This window comes from Rhodococcus sp. EPR-147, from assembly GCF_001647185.1.
Taxonomy (GTDB): Bacteria; Actinomycetota; Actinomycetes; order Mycobacteriales; family Mycobacteriaceae; genus Rhodococcoides.
Window position 1 is genome coordinate 1 of the sequence record NZ_LVCU01000301.1, and the last position, 20,635, is coordinate 20,635.

Annotated in this window: 18 protein-coding genes and 1 pseudogene; 13 read left to right on the top strand and 6 right to left on the bottom strand. The window is 66.9% G+C overall.

The window, feature by feature from the left end:
* The 6 genes and pseudogenes from A2J02_RS14335 to A2J02_RS14360 all read left to right on the top strand — a co-directional run.
* Positions 1 to 670: pseudogene (locus A2J02_RS14335) on the top strand (NAD(P)/FAD-dependent oxidoreductase); the annotation flags it as partial.
* Positions 667 to 966 (top strand): Rieske (2Fe-2S) protein, encoded by a 300-nt coding sequence (locus A2J02_RS14340; RefSeq protein WP_068050791.1) that lies wholly within the window; start codon positions 667 to 669, stop codon positions 964 to 966. The pseudogene A2J02_RS14335 and the gene A2J02_RS14340, both read left to right, overlap by 4 nt.
* Positions 967 to 1,048: 82 nt before the next feature.
* Positions 1,049 to 2,536, top strand: coding sequence for a TIGR02677 family protein (locus A2J02_RS14345; RefSeq protein WP_068050804.1), 1,488 nt, complete (start codon positions 1,049 to 1,051; stop codon positions 2,534 to 2,536).
* On the top strand, positions 2,533 to 3,984 hold the full coding sequence (locus A2J02_RS14350) for a TIGR02678 family protein (protein ID WP_068050792.1): 1,452 nt from the start codon (positions 2,533 to 2,535) through the stop codon (positions 3,982 to 3,984). The genes A2J02_RS14345 and A2J02_RS14350 overlap by 4 nt, the downstream gene beginning before the upstream one ends.
* A 4-nt stretch (positions 3,985 to 3,988) precedes the next feature.
* Positions 3,989 to 8,173, top strand: a complete 4,185-nt coding sequence (locus tag A2J02_RS14355; RefSeq protein ID WP_068050793.1) for a TIGR02680 family protein — start codon at positions 3,989 to 3,991, stop codon at positions 8,171 to 8,173.
* The gene (locus tag A2J02_RS14360; RefSeq protein WP_231911462.1) at positions 8,163 to 9,401 is read left to right on the top strand and encodes a DUF2399 domain-containing protein; all 1,239 of its coding nucleotides are present in this window, start codon (positions 8,163 to 8,165) and stop codon (positions 9,399 to 9,401) included. Before A2J02_RS14355 ends, A2J02_RS14360 begins: the two co-directional genes overlap by 11 nt.
* On the opposite strand, the gene mshC is transcribed toward A2J02_RS14360, so the two are convergent.
* The 5 genes from mshC to A2J02_RS14385 all read right to left on the bottom strand — a co-directional run bounded on the left by mshC (position 9,398) and on the right by A2J02_RS14385 (position 13,828).
* Positions 9,398 to 10,639: a cysteine--1-D-myo-inosityl 2-amino-2-deoxy-alpha-D-glucopyranoside ligase gene (gene mshC / locus A2J02_RS14365; RefSeq protein ID WP_068050794.1), complete on the bottom strand. Its 1,242-nt coding sequence runs from the start codon at positions 10,637 to 10,639 to the stop codon at positions 9,398 to 9,400. The two genes, A2J02_RS14360 and mshC, sit on opposite strands and share 4 nt — an antisense overlap.
* 24 nt (positions 10,640 to 10,663) lie before the next feature.
* Positions 10,664 to 11,437: an SCO1664 family protein gene (locus A2J02_RS14370; protein ID WP_176460530.1), complete on the bottom strand. Its 774-nt coding sequence runs from the start codon at positions 11,435 to 11,437 to the stop codon at positions 10,664 to 10,666.
* A gap of 35 nt (positions 11,438 to 11,472) precedes the next feature.
* Positions 11,473 to 12,063, bottom strand: coding sequence for a DUF3090 domain-containing protein (locus A2J02_RS14375; RefSeq protein WP_068050796.1), 591 nt, complete (start codon positions 12,061 to 12,063; stop codon positions 11,473 to 11,475).
* A gap of 135 nt (positions 12,064 to 12,198) precedes the next feature.
* Positions 12,199 to 12,906, bottom strand: a complete 708-nt coding sequence (locus A2J02_RS14380; RefSeq protein ID WP_068050797.1) for a histidine phosphatase family protein — start codon at positions 12,904 to 12,906, stop codon at positions 12,199 to 12,201.
* A gap of 91 nt (positions 12,907 to 12,997) precedes the next feature.
* Positions 12,998 to 13,828, bottom strand: coding sequence for an undecaprenyl-diphosphate phosphatase (locus tag A2J02_RS14385; RefSeq protein WP_442971476.1), 831 nt, complete (start codon positions 13,826 to 13,828; stop codon positions 12,998 to 13,000).
* A 211-nt stretch (positions 13,829 to 14,039) separates the two neighbouring features.
* Here A2J02_RS14385 and A2J02_RS14390 point away from each other — a divergent pair, with 211 nt between their 5' ends.
* From A2J02_RS14390 to A2J02_RS14405, 4 genes are read left to right on the top strand one after another with little or no spacing between them, the layout of a single operon-like run.
* Positions 14,040 to 14,972, top strand: coding sequence for an aldo/keto reductase (locus A2J02_RS14390; protein WP_068050799.1), 933 nt, complete (start codon positions 14,040 to 14,042; stop codon positions 14,970 to 14,972).
* A 35-nt stretch (positions 14,973 to 15,007) separates the two neighbouring features.
* Complete coding sequence (locus tag A2J02_RS14395) at positions 15,008 to 16,015, top strand: heme/hemin ABC transporter substrate-binding protein (RefSeq protein WP_068050800.1); 1,008 nt, start codon at positions 15,008 to 15,010, stop codon at positions 16,013 to 16,015.
* Positions 16,012 to 17,079: a FecCD family ABC transporter permease gene (locus A2J02_RS14400; RefSeq protein WP_068050801.1), complete on the top strand. Its 1,068-nt coding sequence runs from the start codon at positions 16,012 to 16,014 to the stop codon at positions 17,077 to 17,079. The genes A2J02_RS14395 and A2J02_RS14400 overlap by 4 nt, the downstream gene beginning before the upstream one ends.
* On the top strand, positions 17,070 to 17,924 hold the full coding sequence (locus A2J02_RS14405; RefSeq protein WP_068050807.1) for a heme ABC transporter ATP-binding protein: 855 nt from the start codon (positions 17,070 to 17,072) through the stop codon (positions 17,922 to 17,924). Before A2J02_RS14400 ends, A2J02_RS14405 begins: the two co-directional genes overlap by 10 nt.
* On the opposite strand, the gene A2J02_RS14410 is transcribed toward A2J02_RS14405, so the two are convergent.
* A complete protein-coding gene (locus tag A2J02_RS14410) occupies positions 17,899 to 18,264 on the bottom strand; it encodes a hypothetical protein (RefSeq protein WP_082898619.1) in 366 nt (121 codons plus the stop codon). The two genes, A2J02_RS14405 and A2J02_RS14410, sit on opposite strands and share 26 nt — an antisense overlap.
* A 160-nt stretch (positions 18,265 to 18,424) precedes the next feature.
* Here A2J02_RS14410 and A2J02_RS14415 point away from each other — a divergent pair, with 160 nt between their 5' ends.
* The 3 genes from A2J02_RS14415 to pyrD all read left to right on the top strand — a co-directional run.
* On the top strand, positions 18,425 to 19,450 hold the full coding sequence (locus tag A2J02_RS14415; protein WP_068050802.1) for a YncE family protein: 1,026 nt from the start codon (positions 18,425 to 18,427) through the stop codon (positions 19,448 to 19,450).
* 58 nt (positions 19,451 to 19,508) lie between these two features.
* Positions 19,509 to 19,769, top strand: coding sequence for a DUF5703 family protein (locus A2J02_RS14420; RefSeq protein WP_156516222.1), 261 nt, complete (start codon positions 19,509 to 19,511; stop codon positions 19,767 to 19,769).
* A gap of 95 nt (positions 19,770 to 19,864) precedes the next feature.
* Positions 19,865 to 20,635: dihydroorotate dehydrogenase (quinone) (gene pyrD, locus A2J02_RS14425; RefSeq protein WP_068050808.1), on the top strand; the 771-nt coding region annotated here is incomplete at its 3' end.

Consider the following 20,635-nt stretch of genomic DNA (forward strand, 5'->3'; position numbering starts at 1 on the left):
CAAGGTCACCGGCGGTCAGCGTATCGATCTCCTCGGCATCAAGAAGGAAGACCTGCCGAAGGTGTGGGGCGATCTGGACATGCCCTCCGGCTTCGCCTACGGCAAGAGTATGCGCACGGTGAAGACCTGCGTCGGCAGCGACTTCTGTCGCTTCGGCCTCGGCGACTCGACGGCACTGGGCATCGCCCTCGAAGAACGGTTCCAGGGCTTGGAGACTCCGGCGAAGTTGAAGCTCGCGGTCGCGGGCTGCCCGCGCAACTGCTCGGAAGCACTGTGCAAGGACTTCGGCGTCGTCTCGGTGGGTGAGGACAAATGGGAGATCTACGTCGGAGGTGCGGCCGGTGCACACATCCGCAAGGGCGATCTACTGGCCACCGTGACGGGGGCCGAGGAGGTTCTGACCGTGGCAGGCAGGTTCATCCAGCATTACCGTGAGAACGCCCAGTGGCTCGAGCGAACGTACGCGTGGGTTCCGCGTGTCGGTCTCGAAGAACTGCAGAGCGTGCTGATCGACGACCGCGACGGCATCGTCGCCGGACTCGACGAACGAATGCAGGCATCGGTGGACGGGTACATCGACCCGTGGCAGGACCGCGCCGCACCGAAGTCACCCGCCCAGTTCACCCCATCGCTGCCCCTGCTTCCGCTGCCACAGGTGCCGGTCCGATGAGCGTGCCTGTCGGGGCCGTGGAGGACCTGACGCCCGGCGAGGGACGGGCCTACGTGGTGGACGGCAAGCAGGTGGCGGTGTTCCTCCTCCGTGACGGCTCGGTCCGGGCCATGGACGCCGTGTGCCCGCACAAGGGCGGGCCGCTGGCAGACGGTCAGATCGACGGATCCATAGTCGTGTGTCCACTGCACCAGTACACCTTCTCGCTCGACGACGGCACCTGCCCCAGCGGCATCGACTCGGTGCGCACCTACCCCGCCGCAGTGGTGGACGGAAAAGTGACCCTGGAGCTCTAACCGGCACGGTTGAACGACCGAGAGCCTGACCCCCTACCCTGTTCCAGTGAGCGAATCAGGCGAGGACGCACGACAGGGAGTCGTGAATGCGTTCGTGGAGGAAGATCGTCTCGGTCTCTTCTCGTTCGCCGTTGCCGAGAAGCGCTCCGAGTACCTGGCTGTTCTCCGGGCATTCGACACTGCACGAGCCAACTACGTCGTCCTGCTGCACTCCGGAGACGTCGCCGACCTCATCGCACGCAGCTCCGGGCACCACGAAGCGCTGAGCACCCTCGACATCGCGCCTCTGCTCGATCAGCTCCACGCCTGGGGCCTGCTCGAACGCAGCTACGACGGCACCCGCGCCGCCACCCTCGCCGAGTACCGCAACCGTCACTTCGTCTACCAGTTCGGCCAAGCCGGCTACAAGGCCTACCGAGCGGTCGAGGACGTGCTCGGTGCGCGCCTGGACGACGCCGCGCTGTCGCGGCTGGTGCTGCCCGAGCTACTGGCCGACATGCACGAGCTGGCCGAGGCGAACCGTCAGGCCGACGGCGATCGCATCTACCGCAAGCTCAGCCGACTCGATTCGACACTGTCGGAGATGGCTACCCGCGCCGCGCACTTCTATCTGGTGCTCGGCGACCTCGTGCGCACCACCGCGATCACGCCGGAGTCGTTCCTGGTCCACAAGGACGCCCTGCTGACACACATGCGTGAATTCAGCTCCGATCTGACCCGCTACGCACCGAAACTCGCCGAGGCGATAGCACTCGTCGAGAGCACCGGAATCGAGGAACTCGTCGAGCGAGCCGCGATCAGCGACGAACGAGTCTTTCTCACCGTCGCCGAACGCCGCGCCGACTGGACCGATCGCTGGGCCGGCCTCTCGCATTGGTTCGTCTCGGCCGAGTCCGAACTCAGCGAGTCCGAGCGACTCCGCGAGGGCACGATGAGCGCGATCGCCGCCGTGCTGTCGCTGCTGCGCCGGGTCACCGAGACCCGCAAGGGCGGAGTCAGTCGCGAGAGCCAATTGCGCCACCTGGCCGGTTGGTTCGCTGCCGCGCCGACCGAAGACAGCGCGCACGCTCTGTTCCATGCCGTGTCCGGCCTCGGCAGACCGCGGCATCTGTCGATGGTGCATCCCGACGCCGACATCATCCCCACGTCCCGATCGTGGTGGGAGGCACCACCGGTCGAGATCTCGCGCACCCTGGCCGAGACCGGACGCACCCCGACCCCCGGTGTTCCGGGACGGGTGCAGCGCAACGACGGCGGCATCAGACGGCTTCGCGAGCAGCAACTCGAGTCGCAGCGATCACGCAGTGCCGCAGCGCAGTCGCTTGCCTCCGCCGGAATCCACGACCGGATTCTCGACGAGCAGGAAACCGAGGTGCTGTTGAGTCTGTTGAATGCTGCGTTGACCGCCCGGGTACGCGTGAGCGGACGCACCTCCGACTCGTCCGGATCGGACAGCGGCGTGCGCCTGACCCTCAGCGAAAGCGACCGTTCGACGATCGTGCGGACCAGCAGAGGCCGGCTGCACCTGGACCGCCTGGCGCTCGAGGTCAGCGAGGTGGCACGCCGATGAGAGCTCGCGAGATCTCCACCCTCGCACTGGATTCCTACCAGCGGGCCGCCCGGGTTGCGCTGTCGAATCACCTGGTGACCACGACGTACCCCGACCGGATCGCGCTGCCACTGCTGCGCAGATGGGCCACCGAGTTGCGCGAGGATCTGCTCGAGCTGTTCGGGTATCGCCTCGAGGTCACCGAGACCACGGCTCGCCTGTTCCCGGTGATCGACGCACTCGACGACAGTCAACCCGCGCGAACGCCCACCGACCGAATCTTCGACCGCCGTAGGTACGCGTACCTGGCGTTGGCGCTGGCGGCACTCGGCCGGGCGGGCAACCAGATCACCCTGTCCGAACTCGCCGATCATGTTGCAGCAGAGGCGAGTCAGGTCGACGGTGTCGAGCTGACAACCGACCGGGCAAGCGATCGAGACGCGTTCGTCGACGCGATCGGGTGGCTCGCGACACGCGGGGCCATCGCGTTGGCCGACGGTGACGCGAGCGGCTGGGCGAACAACCCGTCCGCGGGCGAGGCGCTCTACGACATCGACCGTCCCGTCGTCGTTGCCATGTTCAGGCCGCCCCGCGCCGTGCAGCATCTGCGATCGATTCGCGGGTTGCTGGCCGGCTCGGACGCCGCGATCGACCCCGAGGAATCCGATGCGGGACTGACCGATTCCGGGCGTGAGGCAGATCCGAAGGAAACGCTGCGTGCGGTACGCCGTGCGTTGGTGGAGCAACCGGTGGTCTATGTCGACGATCTCGACCCGGACGGCCGCACGGCCCTCGCCGCGTCGCGCACCGTTGCCGACGTCGAGTTGCTGACCGGCCTCGTCGCCGAGCGTCGCGCCGAGGGAGTGGCCCTCATCGACACCTCGGGACGACTCTCGGACTACCGATTCCCCAGCACCGGAACCATTGCCCAGGTCGCATTGCTGATCGCGGGCGAGATCTCGGACCGGGTGATCGATCCGGATGCACCCGCGCTGGCGACCTACCCCCTTCCCGACGGTGACGCCCTGATCGAGCAGTTGGACGGTGCAATTCCCGACGGTGGAGTCTTCGGTGATCTCGCAGAATTCGATTTCGGTTCCGATGCAGGGACATTCGACGATGCGGTGGGCAAGAAGCGGTATCCGCTGATCGAGGACAGTTGGTTGGTCTCGGTGGGCGACGATCTCGTCGAACGGTTCGGTCGTACGTTCGCTGCTCAGTGGCAGACCGATCGCGACGGCCTGCGGCTCCGATCGATCGCGATGCTGCATCGACTTCGATTGATACACAGCGTGTCCGGCGGCGTGCTGGTGCTGCCGGTGATCGCGCGCTACCGCGACGTGATGGTCAGCGTGCGCGATCGGACCCCGCAGGATTCGCTGTTCGGTACCGAACAGTCCCCCAGTACCGACCAGTCCCCCAGAACCGACCAGGCCGACATCACCGATTTATCCGAAGTAGAGGCTTGAGTAGATGACCGCACACTCGTCACGTTTCCGGCCGACGCGAGCAGGGATCGTCAACCTGTGGGACTACCGTGATCAGGAGTTCTCCTTCGCCGACGGTCGTCTGGTGTTGCGTGGGCCCAACGGTTCCGGCAAGACCAAGGCTCTCGAAGTGCTGTTCCCGTTCGTCCTCGACGGTCGTATCGAACCGCGCCGGCTCAATCCGTTCGCCGGAGAAGAGCGGACGATGAAGTCCAACCTGCTCTACCGAGGGCAGGAAAGCGCGCACTCGTACGTGTGGATGGAGTTCGGCCGCGGGTCACGCGAGGACCCCGAATCGGTGACGGTCGGAATCGGCATGCGGGCGAGCCGCCACAACGACAAGGTGACCCGCTGGTACTTCGTGGCCGACGGCCGAGTGGGCGTCGACTTCTCGCTGTTGGGTTCCGACGACCGTCCGTTGACGAAGAAGCAACTCGGTGAACAGCTGGGCACCGACGCATTGACAGATCGCCCGGTGGACTATCGCGCCGCGATCGACGCCCGCATGTTCGGGCTCGGTGCACAGCGCTACGACCAGTTGATCAACTTGATCTTGACACTCCGCCGCCCACAGTTGGCCAAGAACCTCGACCCGAAGGGGCTCTCGCAGGCGTTGACCGACGGCCTGCGTCCGTTGGACGAGCAGCTGGTGCTCGAAGCAGCGCGCTCCTTCAGTGACATGGAAGAGGTGGGCCGGGCTCTCGAAGGACTGGCGCAGGCCGATCACGCCGCCAAGAACTTCGTCTCGGTGTACTCCAAATACCTTCGGGTGCAGACGCGTTCGGATGTCGAGCAGGTCTCGCGCCGGCTCGAGGCGGTCACTCATGCGTCCACCGCACACTTCGCCGCTGCCGCTCTGAAGGACCGCCGTCTGCTCGAACGTGCGGCTGCAGAAACCCGATTCGACGAGGCCGAACGCGCACTGGATCAGGCCGTCGCAGACCGCGAGACTCTACAGCGCTCGAGCGCATACGAGGGCAAGCAGCAACTCGACGATCTGGCCGAATCCGCTGCGAAGCTGGAGATCTCGACCGCCCAGCAGGCCGACCGCGCCCGCAAGGCTCGAGTAGAACTGGAACAGCGCACCACCGAAGCGGCTCGGGCTGATTCCGCACTCCGGGATTCCGTTGCCGGGGTCACCCGCGCCGAGGAGGAACTGCAGACTGCAGCCGAGGACGCGGGGATCGTCTGGACACCACTGCCGGGAACGGCCCGTAGCGACCAGATCAGCACCGCGCTGCGTGGCCACGCCGAGGAACGCGACGGCGACGTGCGGGCGGTTCGCGAGGCGCTGGGAACCGTCGAGAAGGCGTCGACGGAACGCAGTCGTGCGGAGAAGGCCGCGTCGAAGGCCAGAGAGATGCTCGAGGCCGCGTCGGCCGCGGTCACCGAGGCCGAGGCGACCGTGGACCTGGAGAAGGCGCAGTTCGCCTCGGGACTACGAGCCTGGTGGTCGAACAATTCGGCGCTCTACTCTGCTGCGGGCATCACCTCCGCCGCGTTCGAGGCCCTCGACGCGGCGTTGGCACACGTCGGCGACGACGACGCCCCGAGCCTGGAATCGGTGCTGGCCGAACAGACCGCGGACGGTATCGACGCGCTTCGTGCCCGGCAGGCACAGGCCCGCGTGGACGTATCGACCCGCACGGCCGAGCTGAACGCGCTACGCGACGAACTGTCCCTGGTGCGAGCCGAACACGATGACGCGCCGCCGCCGTTCGCCGCGCGGACCGACTCGCGTGCGGATCTGTCGGGAGCGCCACTGTGGCAGCTGGTTCGGTTCGCGGATTCGGTCTCCCCTGCCGACGCCGCCGGAATCGAATCCGCGCTGCAGGCGGCGAATCTGCTCGACGGCTGGATCAATCCGATCGCGGATTTCCCCGTCGACTCGAACTCGGAGCAGTATCTGTCGCCGCTGCCGGAGGCCGCGAGGCCGACCGGAACCACGTTGGCGTCCGTCCTCGAACCCGAGCCCGGCACTGCCGTATCGGAATCGCGCATACTCGACGTGCTGAATTCGGTTGCACTGCAACAGGACCAAAGCGCAGTCTCCGGCGGTGCCGTCTCGGTGGGCGTCGACGGTCGGTACTGGCAGGGTGTGCAGCAGGGTCGCCACACCAAGGCCGATGCCGAGTACATCGGTGCGACGGCGCGAGCTCGTCGGCGTGAGCAACGCATCGCCGAGCTCGGTGGCGCGATCGATACCGCAACGGCCGCGCTGGAGACCGCGACGGCCGACGAACGATCTGCGCGCGAATCGGTGCAGGCACTGGGTGCGGCCGCCAAGCAGCTCCCCCGGGCCTCGGCCATCGTGAGAGCGCAACGCGCCGTCACCGCTGCCGCTGGAGCGCTACGCACCTCCACGGAGGGTGCTGCCGCGGCCGACCGTGAGTTCGACCAGGCGATCGCAGACCTGTCGGCGAAGGAGAAGCAGCTGCGCACCGTCGCCGTGGCTCACCGCACCCCCCACATCGGTCGCGACATCGATGCCCTCGCCGCTGCGATTCGGCATTTCGAGCATCAGGGCTCGGTTGTCATCCGCAAGCGTGGCGATCACACGCGCGAAGCAGAACGCGCCCGCGAAGCAACCAACCGGCTCGAAGAGGCGACCGGCCTGGCCGAGGAGCTCGCCGAGGAAGCGGCAATAGCCGAAGAGAACTACCGACAGCAGGTGCAACGCCTCGAGCTCCTGAGCGAGAAGCTCGGTGCCACCGCCGAACAGATCGACACCGATCTGGAGAACGCACGCGAACGCATCGAGAAGTGCCGCGCCGAGCAGCGGGCCGCGCGCAAAGCGGACAAGGAAGCCGGCGAAGCGATCGGCAAGGCCGAGGGTGCCTGCAACACCGCGCTGGAAAGCCTGCGCGGTGCCGTCACCGAAACTCTGGGCGACGCCGTGCGGCTGGCGCCCTACGCTCGCAAGGACCTGCTCGGCATCCTCGGTGTCCACGAGGCGTACGCCTGGCCTGCCAGTGATTCTGCCTGGTTGACCGTGGAGCAGATTCTGTATCGAGTTCAGCAGGCCGACGGTCCCGACGACGAGGTTCCGGTACTACCGCCGGTCGTGAGCGCACTGCATTCGGCACTCGACGCAGCGACGGCGTCGGTGAAAGTCAGTGACTCGAGCCGGAAGTCGACCCGGACGGCCCTGACGAGTGCGCTCCAGGAGTTCGACTCGCAACTCGCCGCATCGGGGCAGGACTACCGTTTGCAGTGGGATGCGCCGGACGGTTTGACCGTCGTACGAGTTCAGGACGAGCAGGGCTATTCGTCGGTCGGAGATTTCGCCGACCGCATCGGCGCGGCGAGGGCCGATCAGGAGTTGCTGCTGACCGAGCAGGAGCGCCGAATACTCGAAGATGCACTGCTGACCGGCCTGGCGCAGCAGATTCACGAGCGCACCGTCGACGCACGCGAGCTGATCGCCCAGATGTCTGCGGAGATGAAGCAGCGCCGCATGTCGTCGGGCAACACGATCGGTGTGCACTGGGTGCTCGCGGACAACCTCGACGACGGGGCCCGGGCGGTGTCCAAACTGCTCGACCGCGACGCCTCGGCGTTGAACCAGGACGATCTGGCCGCAATGCGCGCCCACTTCGCGTCGGAGATCAGAATCGCTCGCGCGGCGCATCCGGAACGGTCCTACCCCGAGATCCTGTCCACGACACTGGACTATCGCCGCTGGCGCGTGTTCGCCTTCACGCTCATCAGCGGTGACGGCAACGAGGATCGTCTCACCGTCGCACGCCACAGTGCGCTCTCGGGCGGTGAGCAGTCGGTGTCGCTGCACCTGCCATTGTTCGCCGCCGCGCACGTGATGCTGTCCTCCGCCGATCCACATTCACCTCGGCTGCTGGCGCTGGACGAGGCGTTCGCCGGTGTCGACGACAACGGCCGCAGCGAATTGCTCGGCCTGAGTGTGCAATTCGACCTCGACCTGTTCATGACCGGATACGACCTGTGGATCACCTACGGGGACGTCCCCGGCTGCGCGCACTACGACCTGGCGCATTCGACAGCCGAGAACACCGTCAGCGCAGCACTTCTGGTGTGGGAGAACGGCGAACTGTTCGCCGAGCACGACGGTACCGACCTCGCCGCGGCACTCGGGTCACCGCTGACGCGCCGGGTGCCGACCCGAACCGAAGGTGGGCTGGAGTTTGAGCGGTAACAGCGAATGGCGCGGCAGCGTGGAATTGGGTGCGCTGCTCGATGCGGCACGAAAGAAGTTGGAGTCCAACTGGCTTCGGGTCGGCGGCAACATCACCGTCGATCTGAGCGATGCTCCGGAGCTGTGGCGTCTGTGCAGCGCGATCTCTCGGTCCAACTCCACTCTGCATTCTCGGGCGCGCAGCAACAGACTCGACCTGGAGCGATTCGACGCGTGGCTGAGCCGTCCGCTCAACGGTGGCCTCGGACTGATCGACACCCTCACGTCGCAGGCCCCGTTGCAGGACAAGAAGCGGATCGCCGCCGACAAGGCTCAGGTGCGCGCCGATGCACTCGATCGGGCCAGGGATGTTCTCGGCGGCGGCACCGACCGAGAATGGATCGAACATTGGATCGCCTCGTTGCTCAACCAGGACGGCACCCTCGGTGGCCGGGTCGCCGTCGACGCGCTCGAGGTGGCCACGAAGGTCCTCGCGATGCTGCCGGTGGACGGGATGTCGCTCACCGAGCTGGCCGAACTCGCCTGCGCTGATACCAAGGCACTCTCGGCCGGCGGTGCCCCGAAACTTGTCCTCGATGCATTGTCGTTGCGCGAGAACGTCCCTCGGCCCGTCGATCCGGTCGGTATCAGGGCGTTGTGGGAGACCGCAGGTGTGTCGGTCGACGCGGTGTCCAGCCGGGTGCTGGTGCTCGGCTACCGCGTCGACGAGACCCATACCGTGGCAGGGTGGCTGAACGAGGCTGCCGACGAGGGCATCCCCTTCTCCGTCACCGTGGACATGCTCATGCGCGGGACGCTCACCAACAGTTCGGCCAAGGTGTTCGTCTGCGAGAACGTGGCGGTTCTCGCCGCGGCAGCCCGCACTCTCGGGTCGAACTGCGCGAGCCTGATCTGCACGGACGGTCAGCCCTCCGCCGCGGTACACCGGCTGCTGGCCTCCCGCGCACCAGGCACCACGATTCGCTGGCGTGCCGACTTCGACTGGGCCGGAGTGCACATGGTGAAACGAGCACTCTCCCGGTACGACGCGGTGCCGTGGCGCATGGACGTCGACTCCTATCGACTTGCTCTCGACGCACGAAATTCCGAACCGCTGAAGGGCCATCCGACGGACAGTCCGTGGGACACGGAACTGGCTGCTGCTCTTCGTGGTTCGGGCCGGGCAGTCATGGAGGAACGACTCGTCCCGGATCTGTTGATGGATCTACGAGCCAGGGATTCGACCTAACGCAGCGGAACCCCGAGCAACGCGTCGACTGCATCGGCGAAGGCGGCGGGTGCACCCGCATCCGATCCGCCGCGCTCGACCGCGAAACTCGCCCACGCGTCGAGCGCATCGAGAGCCTTGGGGGTGTCCAGATCGTCGGCCAGATGCTGCCGCAACCGATTGATCACATCGTCGGCCGACGCTGCGCTCTCCAGCGCAGCGGCCCGACGCCACAGTGCGAGCCGGGTGTGAGCCCGTTCGAGAACCTCGTCGGACCACGGCCGATCCTGCCGGTAGTGCCCGGCCAGCAGACCGAGTCGCACGGCTGCGGGGTCGACGTTCTCGGCCCGGAGCTTGGAGACGAACACCAAATTGCCGCGGCTCTTGGACATCTTCTCGCCGTCGAGCCCGATCATGCCGGTGTGCACGTAGTGCCTCGCGAAACGCGGATCACCGGTCGCCGCCTCCGCGTGGGCGGCCGAGAATTCGTGGTGCGGGAAGATGAGATCGCTTCCGCCGCCCTGGATGTCGAAGCCGGTACCGATGCGGTTGAGCGCGATCGCCGCGCATTCGATGTGCCACCCGGGCCTGCCGGGACCCCACGGCGACGGCCACGACGGCTCGCCCGGCCGCACCGCGCGCCAGAGCAACGCATCGAGCGGATCCCGCTTACCGACCCGATCGGGGTCACCTCCGCGTTCGGCGAAGAACGTGTCCATCGTGGCGCGGTCGTAGCCGGACTCGTAACCGAACTGCTCCGTGGCATCGGCACGGAAGTACACATCCGGGTACTCGGCATCGTCGACGACGTACGCGGCACCGGACGCGACGAGCTTCTCCACGAGTTCGACGACCTCGTCGACGGACTCGACGGCGCCGATGTAGTCGCGCGGAGGGAGCACGCGCAGCGCTTCCATGTCGGCACGGAAGAGCTCGATCTCACGCGCTCCCAGATCGCGCCAGTCCTCACCGTCGCGGTCGGCGCGCTCGAACAGTGGGTCGTCGACATCGGTGACGTTCTGGACGTAATGCACGTCCATGCCCATGTCTCGCCACAGTCGGTTGATCAGGTCGAACGTCAGATACGTCGCTGCGTGTCCGAGGTGGGTGGCGTCGTACGGGGTAATTCCACAGACGTACATCCGAGCCGTCGGACCGGGGATGACGGGTCGAACCTGTCGGTCTGCGGTATCGAACAATCGAAGCGCTGGACCCTGTCCTGGAATTGTCGGGATCTCCGGGCTCGACCAAGAATGCATGCAACCGAGCCTATCCGAGCCCGATCAGAAGGCGGGCCAGGGTATGGGTCTGCTCGAGCGCGGCTCCGGCATGACCGGCCGCGCGATCAGCTCCTGCGCCCGGTCGAGAACCGCGACCGTTTCGGTGAGGGTGATCTTGTCGACCAGGCGTGGAGCGACGACCGCGTCGAACGTCTCGACGAACCGCACGACGTCGGTCATCAACGCGTCGTCCACCGCCTGGCCTGCCCACCCCCACAGCACCGTGCGCAGCTTGTTCTCGGCGTGCAGGCAGATGCCGTGATCGACTCCGTACACGTAGCCGTCCAGACCTTCGAGCGCGTGCCCGCCCTTGCGATCGGCGTTGTTGAGGATCACGTCGAGCACCGCCATCCGCTGCAGCCGCGGATCGTCGGCGTGGATCAGCGCGATCTCCTCGCCCTCGCCGTCGTACGCCTGCAGTACCGGAATCCAGCCCGCCGGTACGAGATCGGGACGGCAGATATCGACGAGGTCGACGCGTCCCTCGGCATGATCGTCGGGCGTGTCGATCCACTTCTGCACCATCCCGGGACCGAACGGCCCGTCGCGCAGAACCGTCGGCGGGATGACTCCCCAACCGAGGGCCTCGGAGATTTCGTAGGATGCCACTTCGCGGCCCGCGAGAGTGCCGTCCGGAAAATCCCACAGCGGAACCTCCCCGCGAACGGGTTTGTACACGCACCGCACGGCCGAGTCGCCCTCGCCCGCCTCGCACACCAGCGTGGCGTTGCTGGCCGACACCACGCGACCGACGATCGTCAGGTCGCCTGTCTCCATGGTTTCGCGGCCCTCGAACGGCGGCAGTTCGACGGTCAAGACTCGTCGACCTCGGTCACCGGTCCGAACGTCGCACCGCGGCGGTAGCCGTTGGTTCTGATGCAGACATGTCCCTCGGGGGCCAGTGGCTGTCCGCACAGCGGGCACGGCGCACGGCCGGCCGCGATGACGCGCTCGGACCGCACCGCGAACTCGCGGGCCTGCACCGGAGTGAGGAACACCCGGACGGCATCCGGGCCCTCGTCGGTGTCGTCGAGAACGACCGATTCGTCCACCTCGACTTCGCTGACGGCGAGAAGTTCCACCACGACGGCGTTGGCGTCGGCATCCCAGCCGAGTCCCATCGTTCCGACGCGGAACTCGGTGTCGATCGGGGTCAGCAACGGACTGGTGTCGACCGAATCGGCCTCCTCGGCCGGAACGTCCGCTCCGAACCGGCGGTGCACTTCCTCGAGTAGCAGCCCCATCCTGTCTGCGAGTACCTGGACCTGCTGCTTCTCCAGCGCAACGGACACCACGCGGGCGTCGTGCACCGCCTGGAGGAAGAACGTTCGGTCGCCCGGTTCCCCAACGGTCCCGGCAACGAAACGATCAGGGGTGCGAAAAACGTGTATGGCGCGCGGCATTGCACCTCCTAACGACTCGAACAGCTCCGCGAAGTGATTCTCGGAACTTTCATTATCGGCCACGGATCGACCGTGGACGGTATTGCTTGCCCTCCAGCCTGCCACCGATAGGGGTGTCAGCGCCGAAAGGGCGCTCTAGCTGCCTGCCCCACCACCGACGACCGCGTCGGAAGGGTCCGCATCGACCGATTCCGGCGTGGCGGGCTCCTCGGCTTTCGGCACGAACGCACTCAGATCGGACCCGGTGTCGTTGGTCCGTAGTACGAACGGCCGCGTCGAGGTGTAGCGGACGACGCTGATCGAGGCCGGGTCGGCGACTATCCGCTGAAAGGAATCGAGGTGGGCCCCCATGGCGTCCGAGAGCACCGACTTGATGACGTCACCGTGCGAGCACGCCACCCACAACACGTCGCGGCCGTGCTGCGCGGCCAACCGGGCGTCATGTTCACGCACGGCCTGCACCGCGCGTTGCTGCACCGTCGCCAAGCCCTCGCCCTCCGGGAACACCGCAGCCGACGGGTGCTGCTGCACCACCTTCCACAACGGTTCCGCCAGCAACTCCTTGATCGTCCGGCCGGTCCACTGTCCGTAGTCGACCTCGACCAACCGGTCCTCGACCACCGGCGAGAGCCCGAGCTTGGCCGCCAACGGCTCCACTGTCTGCTCGCACCGCAGCAACGGCGAGCGCACGATCTCGGCCACGGGAAGCTCGCCGAGACGATCCGCCACCGCCTGCGCCTGCTCACGCCCCCGATCATCGAGCTCGACTCCCGCGCTCCGACCCGCGAGCGTGCCTGCGGTGTTCGACGTCGAGCGTCCGTGCCGAAGCAAGATGACTGTCATTGCATCGAGCCTAGCCAGTCTTGACCTCTGGGTCGTTCCGCAGGCTCCACTCCCGCACCACCAGGTCGTTCCGCAGGCTCCACTCCCGCACTCAGGTGGCCGACACGACCCCGCCGGCCAGCAGCCCGAGCACGACGACACCCAGCACGATGCGGTAACCGACGAACCAGTACAGCGAATGGTTCGCGACGAACTTCAACAACCAGGCGATCGAGGCGTAGCCGAGACCGAAGGCGACGATCGTGGCGACCAGCAGCTGCGGGCCGGACGCGGCCAGCCCCGTGCCGACCGGCTCGAAGGCGTCGGGCAGCGAGAAGAGACCGGAGGCGGTGACCGCCGGGATGGCGAGCAGGAACGAGAAGCGCACAGCCGCTTCTCGTTCGAGTCCGAGAAACAGGCCTGCGCTGGTCGTCGCCCCGGAACGGGACACTCCGGGGATCAACGCGAGGCACTGCGCCAGACCCATGACGATGCCGTCGCGGGTGGTCAGCTTCTCGATGGGACGTTCCTTGCGGCCGACCTTCTCCGCGATCGCGATGACGACGGCGAACGCGATCAACATGAACGCGATGAGGTACAGGTTCCTGGCACCGGTTCGGATCTGATCCTTGAACAGCAGGCCGAGAACGCCGATGGGGATGGTGGCGATGATCACGTACCACCCCATTCGGTAGTCGAGTCCGCGTTCGTTCTTCTGCCTCAGGCCGACGAACCAGGCCTTGACGATCCTGACGATGTCGCGCCAGAAGAACAGCAGCACAGCGGCTTCGGTGCCGAGCTGGGTCACGGCGGTGAAGGAGGCGCCTGCGTCCTCGTTCCAGAACACGCTGGACACGATGCGCAGGTGCCCGGACGAAGAGATCGGCAGGAATTCGGTGAGGCCCTGCACTGCGCCGAGGATGATCGCCTGCAGCCACGTCATGTCGATCATGCGGGGCCACCCTCCGAGACGAGCGTCGATGGACTGTCCACTGTCGATGCGCGGCCGCCGGCCTGCCCCCTGAATTCGCGATTCACGGGCACGACCGTACCCGGCGCGGCACGTACGCACCGAGCGGCGCGGCGCACTACTGTGCACTGGCGGCAGTGCAGTTCGACACCGACGATCACACGTAAAAGGACATTCGGCACATATGAAGCAGAGATCGGTCGGCACCAGCGGACTTCGAGTCTCGAGACTCGGCCTCGGCACCCTCGGATGGGGTAGCGGAACCGACGGTGACGACGCCGCAGCACAGTTGTCGGCGTTCGCCGAGGCCGGCGGCACGCTCGTCGACACGTCTCCGGCGTACGGCGACGGACGGGCACAACGAGTACTCGCCGAGTTGCTCGACGACGTCGTCCCGCGGCACGAATTGGTGATCAGCAGCGCAGCGGGCCTGAGTTCACGCTACGGCCGCTATCACGTGGATTGCTCGAGGCGCGGACTGCTCGGTCAACTCGACGCCACGCTGCGCGAATTGGGAACCGACTACCTGGACCTGTGGCAGGTCGCGACCTGGGACCCGATGACGCCGGTCGACGAGGTCGCCGCAACGCTGGACTACGCCGTGACCAGCGGACGGGTTCGCTACACCGGAGCCCGCGGATACCTCGGCTGGCAACTGGCGACGGCAGCGGGCGCAGCCGGTACCGGGCGCATCGTGGCCACTCAGGCGGAGTACTCACTGCTCGCGCGCGGAATCGAGGACGAGCTGGTTCCCGCCGCGCACCACCACGGCATCGGCATCCTCGCGGCGGTACCCCTGGCAGGCGGCGTCCTGACGGGCAAGTACCGCAGCGGAGTGCCCGCGGACTCTCGCGGGGCCGACGAGCTGCACGCCGAGGCCGTGCACGCGTACCTGACCGATTCCGCCGTGGGCGTCGTCGACGCGGCCGTCACCGCTGCCGACGGTCTGGCCACCTCTCCCCTGGTGGTCGCACTCGCGTGGGCGCGGGACCGACCGGGAGTGAGCAGCGCGATCGTGGGAGCGCGGGACCTCGCGCAGTTGATGGGCGCACTGATGGCCGAGGAACTCGAGCTGCCGCCAGCGATCGCGTCGGCCCTGGACGACGTCAGCGTCTGATCACGCACCAACATCGGACAGGCTAACCTTCCGTGGTGACCGTCAACCGTCTCGCCGCCGTGCTCCTCGTCGCCGGAGTCCTGGTCGCCTGCTCGGCGAACACCCCCGGCACCGCATCCTCGGACTCCATCGGCCCCCGCACTGCCGTCGTCGACGATCCGAATCCGGAACCCGTCGTCGACGATCCGGCGGAGGTACTCCCCGTGACCGTGACCGGATTCGACGGCGTCCCCGTCACGGTGACGGACAACAGCCGCATCGTCGCTGCCGACCAGTACGGCACGCTCGCCGAGACCGTCTTCGCACTCGGACTCGGGGACAACCTCGTCGGGCGTGACACCTCGGCTGCAATTCCCGCGGCCGAGAACGTGCCCGACGTCACCCCGACCGGCCATTCGCTGAGCGCCGAGGGAATTCTGGCGCTTTCGCCGACCGTCGTACTGACCGATACCAGCATCGGTCCGCGTGCCGTGCAGGATCAGATCCGAGCCGCGGGCATTCCGCTCGTGTACTTCGATCCCACGCGCACTCTGGCCGGCGTCGCCCCTCAGATTGAGGCCGTCGCAGCTGCCTTGGGTGTGCCCGACGCCGGTGCCGCACTCGCCGAACGAACGAACACCGAGAGCTCGGCAGCGGAGAACGCCGCACCCGAGTCCTCGGAACCACCGAAGATCGCGTTTCTGTACATGCGTGGCCCGGCGATCAAGATGCTCGCCGGACCCGGCTCGGGAGCGGACGCACTGATCGAGGCTCTCGGCGCCAGGGACGCCGGTGTCGAATCGGGTCTGACCGAACAGTTCGTGCCGGTCACCAGCGAGGCGTTGATCGCCGCGGCACCCGACGTCATTCTGATGATGACCAAGGGCCTGGAATCGATCGGCGGTATCGAGGGGCTCGAGCAGATCCCCGGAATCGCGCAGACACCGGCAGGCCGAGATCGCCGGGTGGTGGACATGGACGACGGCACCATCCTCAGTTTCGGCCCGAACACCGGAAAGGTGTTGGGCGCACTGTCGAAGGCCGTGTACGACCCGGCGTCATGACCGACCGCGCACTCGCCGCAACGCGCACGAGCCGAGGGCGGGTTCTTGCAACATTCGGAGCCCTGGTCGTGGCACTGGTGTGTCTGGCCCTGATCTCGGCCGTCCTGGGGCAGGTGCCGACGACACCGCTGGAAGTGTTGGGCAGCCTCGCGCATCGGGTGGGACTCGACATCGGCCCGATGCCCGCACACCCCAGTGGCGAGGTGACGTTGTGGCAGGTCCGATTCCCGCGCCTGACTCTGGCAATCGTCGTCGGCGCGTGTCTGGGGTGCGCGGGTGCGCTGCTCCAGGGGGTGTTCGCCAATCCGTTGGCCGAGCCGGGTGTCGTCGGGGTCTCCTCGGGCGCTGCCGTCGGTGCCAGCTCGGTCATCGTGCTCGGCGGCAGCTTCGCCGGAGTCTGGAGTGTGGCGTTCGCAGCATTCGTCGGCGGGCTCGTCACCACGATCGCCGTGTATTTCCTCGCCCGCAACGCAGGACGCACCGAGGTGGTGACGCTCATCCTCACCGGCGTTGCAGTCAATGCATTCGCCGGCGGTGCCATCGCGTTCTTCACGTTCGTCGCCAGTCCCGCAGCCCGCGATCAGATCGTGTTCTGGCAACTGGGGTCACTCGCGGGCGCGACCTGGCAGTCGGTGGCCGTGGTCGGCCCGCTCGCACTGCTCGGAATCGGAGCTTCCCTGGCGATCGCGCGCCGACTCGACCTGCTTGCGCTCGGAGAGAACGTGGCACGCCATTTGGGAGTGAACGTCGAACGACTCAGACAGTTCGCCATCGTCGTCGTCGCCCTGCTGGTTGCGTCCGGCGTCGCCTTCACCGGAATCATTCTGTTCGTGGGGCTGGTGGTTCCGCACGCCGTGCGGATGGTGCTCGGTCCCGCCCATCGACTCCTGATCCCGGCCAGCGCCCTCGCCGGCTCCGTCGTGCTGCTCGCTGCCGATCTCGTCACCCGCACCCTCGTCGCGAACGTCGATCTGCCGCTCGGCATGGTGACGTCACTGGCGGGTGCGCCGTTCTTCTTCTGGCTGCTCCGCCGTACCCGTGCTCGCCAGGGCGGCTGGGCGTGACGAAGCGAATCGGCACGGCACGCAACGACATCCCGGTCATCCCCGAACCGGGTTCGAATACCCTCGTCGCCCGCGGAGTCTCCGCTCGGCGCGGGGACGCGACGGTGTTGTCCGACGTCAACCTCGACGGGGTCGCCGGCGAGATACTGGCGCTGGTGGGCCCCAACGGCGCGGGCAAATCGACGCTGCTGTCGGTCATGGCGGGAGACACCGAGCCCAGCGCCGGGTCGGTTCTACTGGACGAGAAACCGCTGAACCGCCTCCGCACGGTCGACGTGGCCAGGCGGCGTGCGGTGCTTCCTCAGCAACACAGCGTCGGGTTCGCGTTCACGGCCGGCCAGATCGTTCGAATGGGTCGAGCCCCCTGGGTCGGTACGTCGGCTGCGCGCAACGACGACGACCGCGTCTCCGCAGCCATGTCCGCATGCGACGTAGCGGACTTCTCCGATCGACCGTTCGCGTCGCTCTCCGGTGGCGAGCAGGCCAGAGTTGCGCTGGCGCGCGTCATAGCCCAGGACACCGCGACGATCATGCTGGACGAGCCCACTGCCGCACTCGACCTGGGACATCAGGAGTCGGTCATGGCCGTGGTGCGCTCGCTCGCTGCCGCCGGCCGTGCCGTCGTTGTCGTGCTGCACGATCTCGGCCTCGCGGCGGCCTACGCCGACCGCGTCGCGATCCTGGACTCGGGTGAACTGGTCGCAACCGGTCCGCCGCGGGAGGTGCTCACCGCCGAGCGACTGGCCCGGGTCTACCGACATCCCGTCGACGTGTTCGACCATCCCGTGACGGGCGAACAACTGGTGGTTCCCCACCGTGTCAGAAACCCTCCAGCACGGAATTGACTCGGTTGAAGAAGGCTCGAACTGCGGTGGTGTCTCGCTGTGACGCATCGGACAGCTGCTGCGCATGGGCGACCGCGTCACGCACCACACCGACGATGCTGCGCTCGTCCGTCAGATCGACCTCGGTGACCGAATGCTCGGCAACCGCTTCGACCTCGGACCGATCCGGTACCGGAGATTGCACATCTTGGCGGTATATCTCGACGTACAGGGTGCTTCGATGCACACGAAACGCGAACGCCCGACCGTCGTCGGTGCGTCCGAAGCCGTTCGGGTGCGTTCCCGCGTTCACTTCCTCGACGACGAAGTGTGTTTCCTCGGTTCCCACGTCCACTCCCATGTCGTGTACTCACCTCGCCCGATCACGCTACCGCCTGTTCGGGCGAGACCGAACGACAACCGGTCCGGCGCGGTCGATTTCGCCGAGGTCGCTGCACGCTGGTACAGATGTGGCAACGCCTCCACAGGCAGCGTCTTCTCGAGGAAGTAGGTTCGGCCTCATGCGAACACCGTCGGCTCGTTCGATTCGAGCGGCAGTCGCGTCCGCGCTCGCCGTCGTCACAGTCCTGTCGGTCGGCGGGTGTTCCAACGACGACGAGAACGCCGACGACATCTCCGTCGACCCCCGACCGCCGGCCGAGTCCCCCGAAGCCACTGCCACCCCCGCCGGAACCGTCGGCGCGTTCGCGCCCGTGGACGCCCTCACGTTCGATCCCGTCACCCGCACCCTCGTGGCGCTGACCGACGCATCGACAACCGTGACCCTGGCCCGCGACGGTGCCGCAGCGCAGACCCAGGTGGTCGATCTGGGCGCCACGGGAGCCGCACTCGTCGCCGGACGGGACTCGACAGTGTTGGTGCCCATGGACGGTTCCGTCGCGAGGATCTCCGTGGTGGACGGACAGCGGACCGCCCTGCCTGTCGACGGTGACGCGCTGTCCGCAGCGGACCTACCCGACGGCACGACAGCTGTCGGAGACGTCACCGGAGCGGTCCGTGTACTCGACACGAACGGTGAGGTCACCACCACGGTCTCCGGCGGCAGCGTGACCTCGGCCGATGCTCTGGCCAGTACACCGAACGGGGTCTCGGTTCTCGATCGTCGTCAGACGTCGGTGACCGACCTGAATCTGGACGACGGCACCCTCGGAGTGGCCTTGCGCGCAGGCGAAGGTGCCGCGGAGATGACCAGCGACGAGTTCGGCCGCTTGCTGGTCACCGATTCGACGGGGACCGAGTTGCTCGTCTTCACCTCGCACGATCTGCTGATGCGGCAACGCTTTCCGGTCGGGTCGCAGCCGTGGGCGATCGCCTACGATGAGCAGTCCGGTGTCGTGTGGGTGACGCTTCCGGCTCTCAACGAGGTGGTCGGGTACACACTCGATACCGGAATTCCGGTCGAGGCCGAGCGGTTGGCCACTGTGCGGCAGCCGAATTCGGTTGCTGTCGACGCCGACACCGGCGACCTGTACGTGGGATCGGCAACCGGTGACGGACTGCAGCGCATCCCCGCTGCCGGTCGTTGACCCGCGTGGACGCGGGAGTGGAGCCTGCAGGAACGACCGATAGGGGATGAGGAGGCATATGACCGCTTATGACAGTTCGGCACCGGGGCGCGCGAAGATGCCCGTCGGATGGGAAGTGTCTGCGTCCGACGATTGGGAGTACGTGCCGTTGCGGCTGCCGCCGGATGTGACCCGGGTGACGGCCTCGATGCGGCTGGCGATTCAGGCGGAGTTCGGCGGCTGGGAACTGTCGCGGGTTCGGCTGTACACCGATGGCAGCAGGCGTGTGTTGCTCAAACGCAAGAAGACCGCGCATCACATCCCCGAGCCCGGAATCTGAGCCCGTCGCAGTACTGTTCGACCGCACGATCGTTGACACCACCGCATGAGTTCGACCGAGCCAGATCGACCGGAGAGAAGACCGTGGGAGACCGCCTGTACCGAGTTCTGTTGCGCCTGATGTTCCTCGTGCCACCGGAGAGGATCCATCACCTGGCGTTTCGGGTGCTCCGCGTCGTCGCCGTCGTGCCGCCGCTCCGCTACCTGGCCGAGAAGGCGTTCGTGGTCGACGATCCACGACTTCGCTCGACGGTGTTCGGCGTCGAATTTCCGGCTCCGCTCGGCCTCGCGGCCGGGTTCGACAAGAATGCCGACGGAATCGACGCGTGGGGGCCGATCGGATTCGGTTTCGCCGAGATCGGCACCGTGACAGCGCAGAGCCAGCCGGGCAATCCGACGCCGCGATTGTTCCGGTTGCCTGCGGACCGCGCCATCGTCAACCGCATGGGGTTCAACAACCACGGTGCCGAGCACGCCGCCCAGCGTGTCCGCGCCAGGCGCACGGGCATCCCGATCGGTGCCAACATCGGCAAGACCAAGATCGTGGAGCCGGTGGATGCCGCCGCGGACTACACGGCCAGCGCCCGGCTTCTGGGCCCGTTGGCGGACTTCGTGGTCGTCAACGTCAGCTCCCCCAACACCCCTGGGCTACGTGACCTTCAGGCCGTCGAATCGCTGCGGCCGATCCTCGAGGCGGTTCAGTCCGTGGTGACGGTGCCGGTATTGGTCAAGATCGCCCCGGACCTGTCCGACGAGGACATCGACGCCGTGGCCGATCTGGCCGTCGAACTCGGTCTCGACGGGATCGTGGCCACCAACACGACGATCTCCCGCACCGGGCTGCGCACCGACGCCGACGTGGTCGCC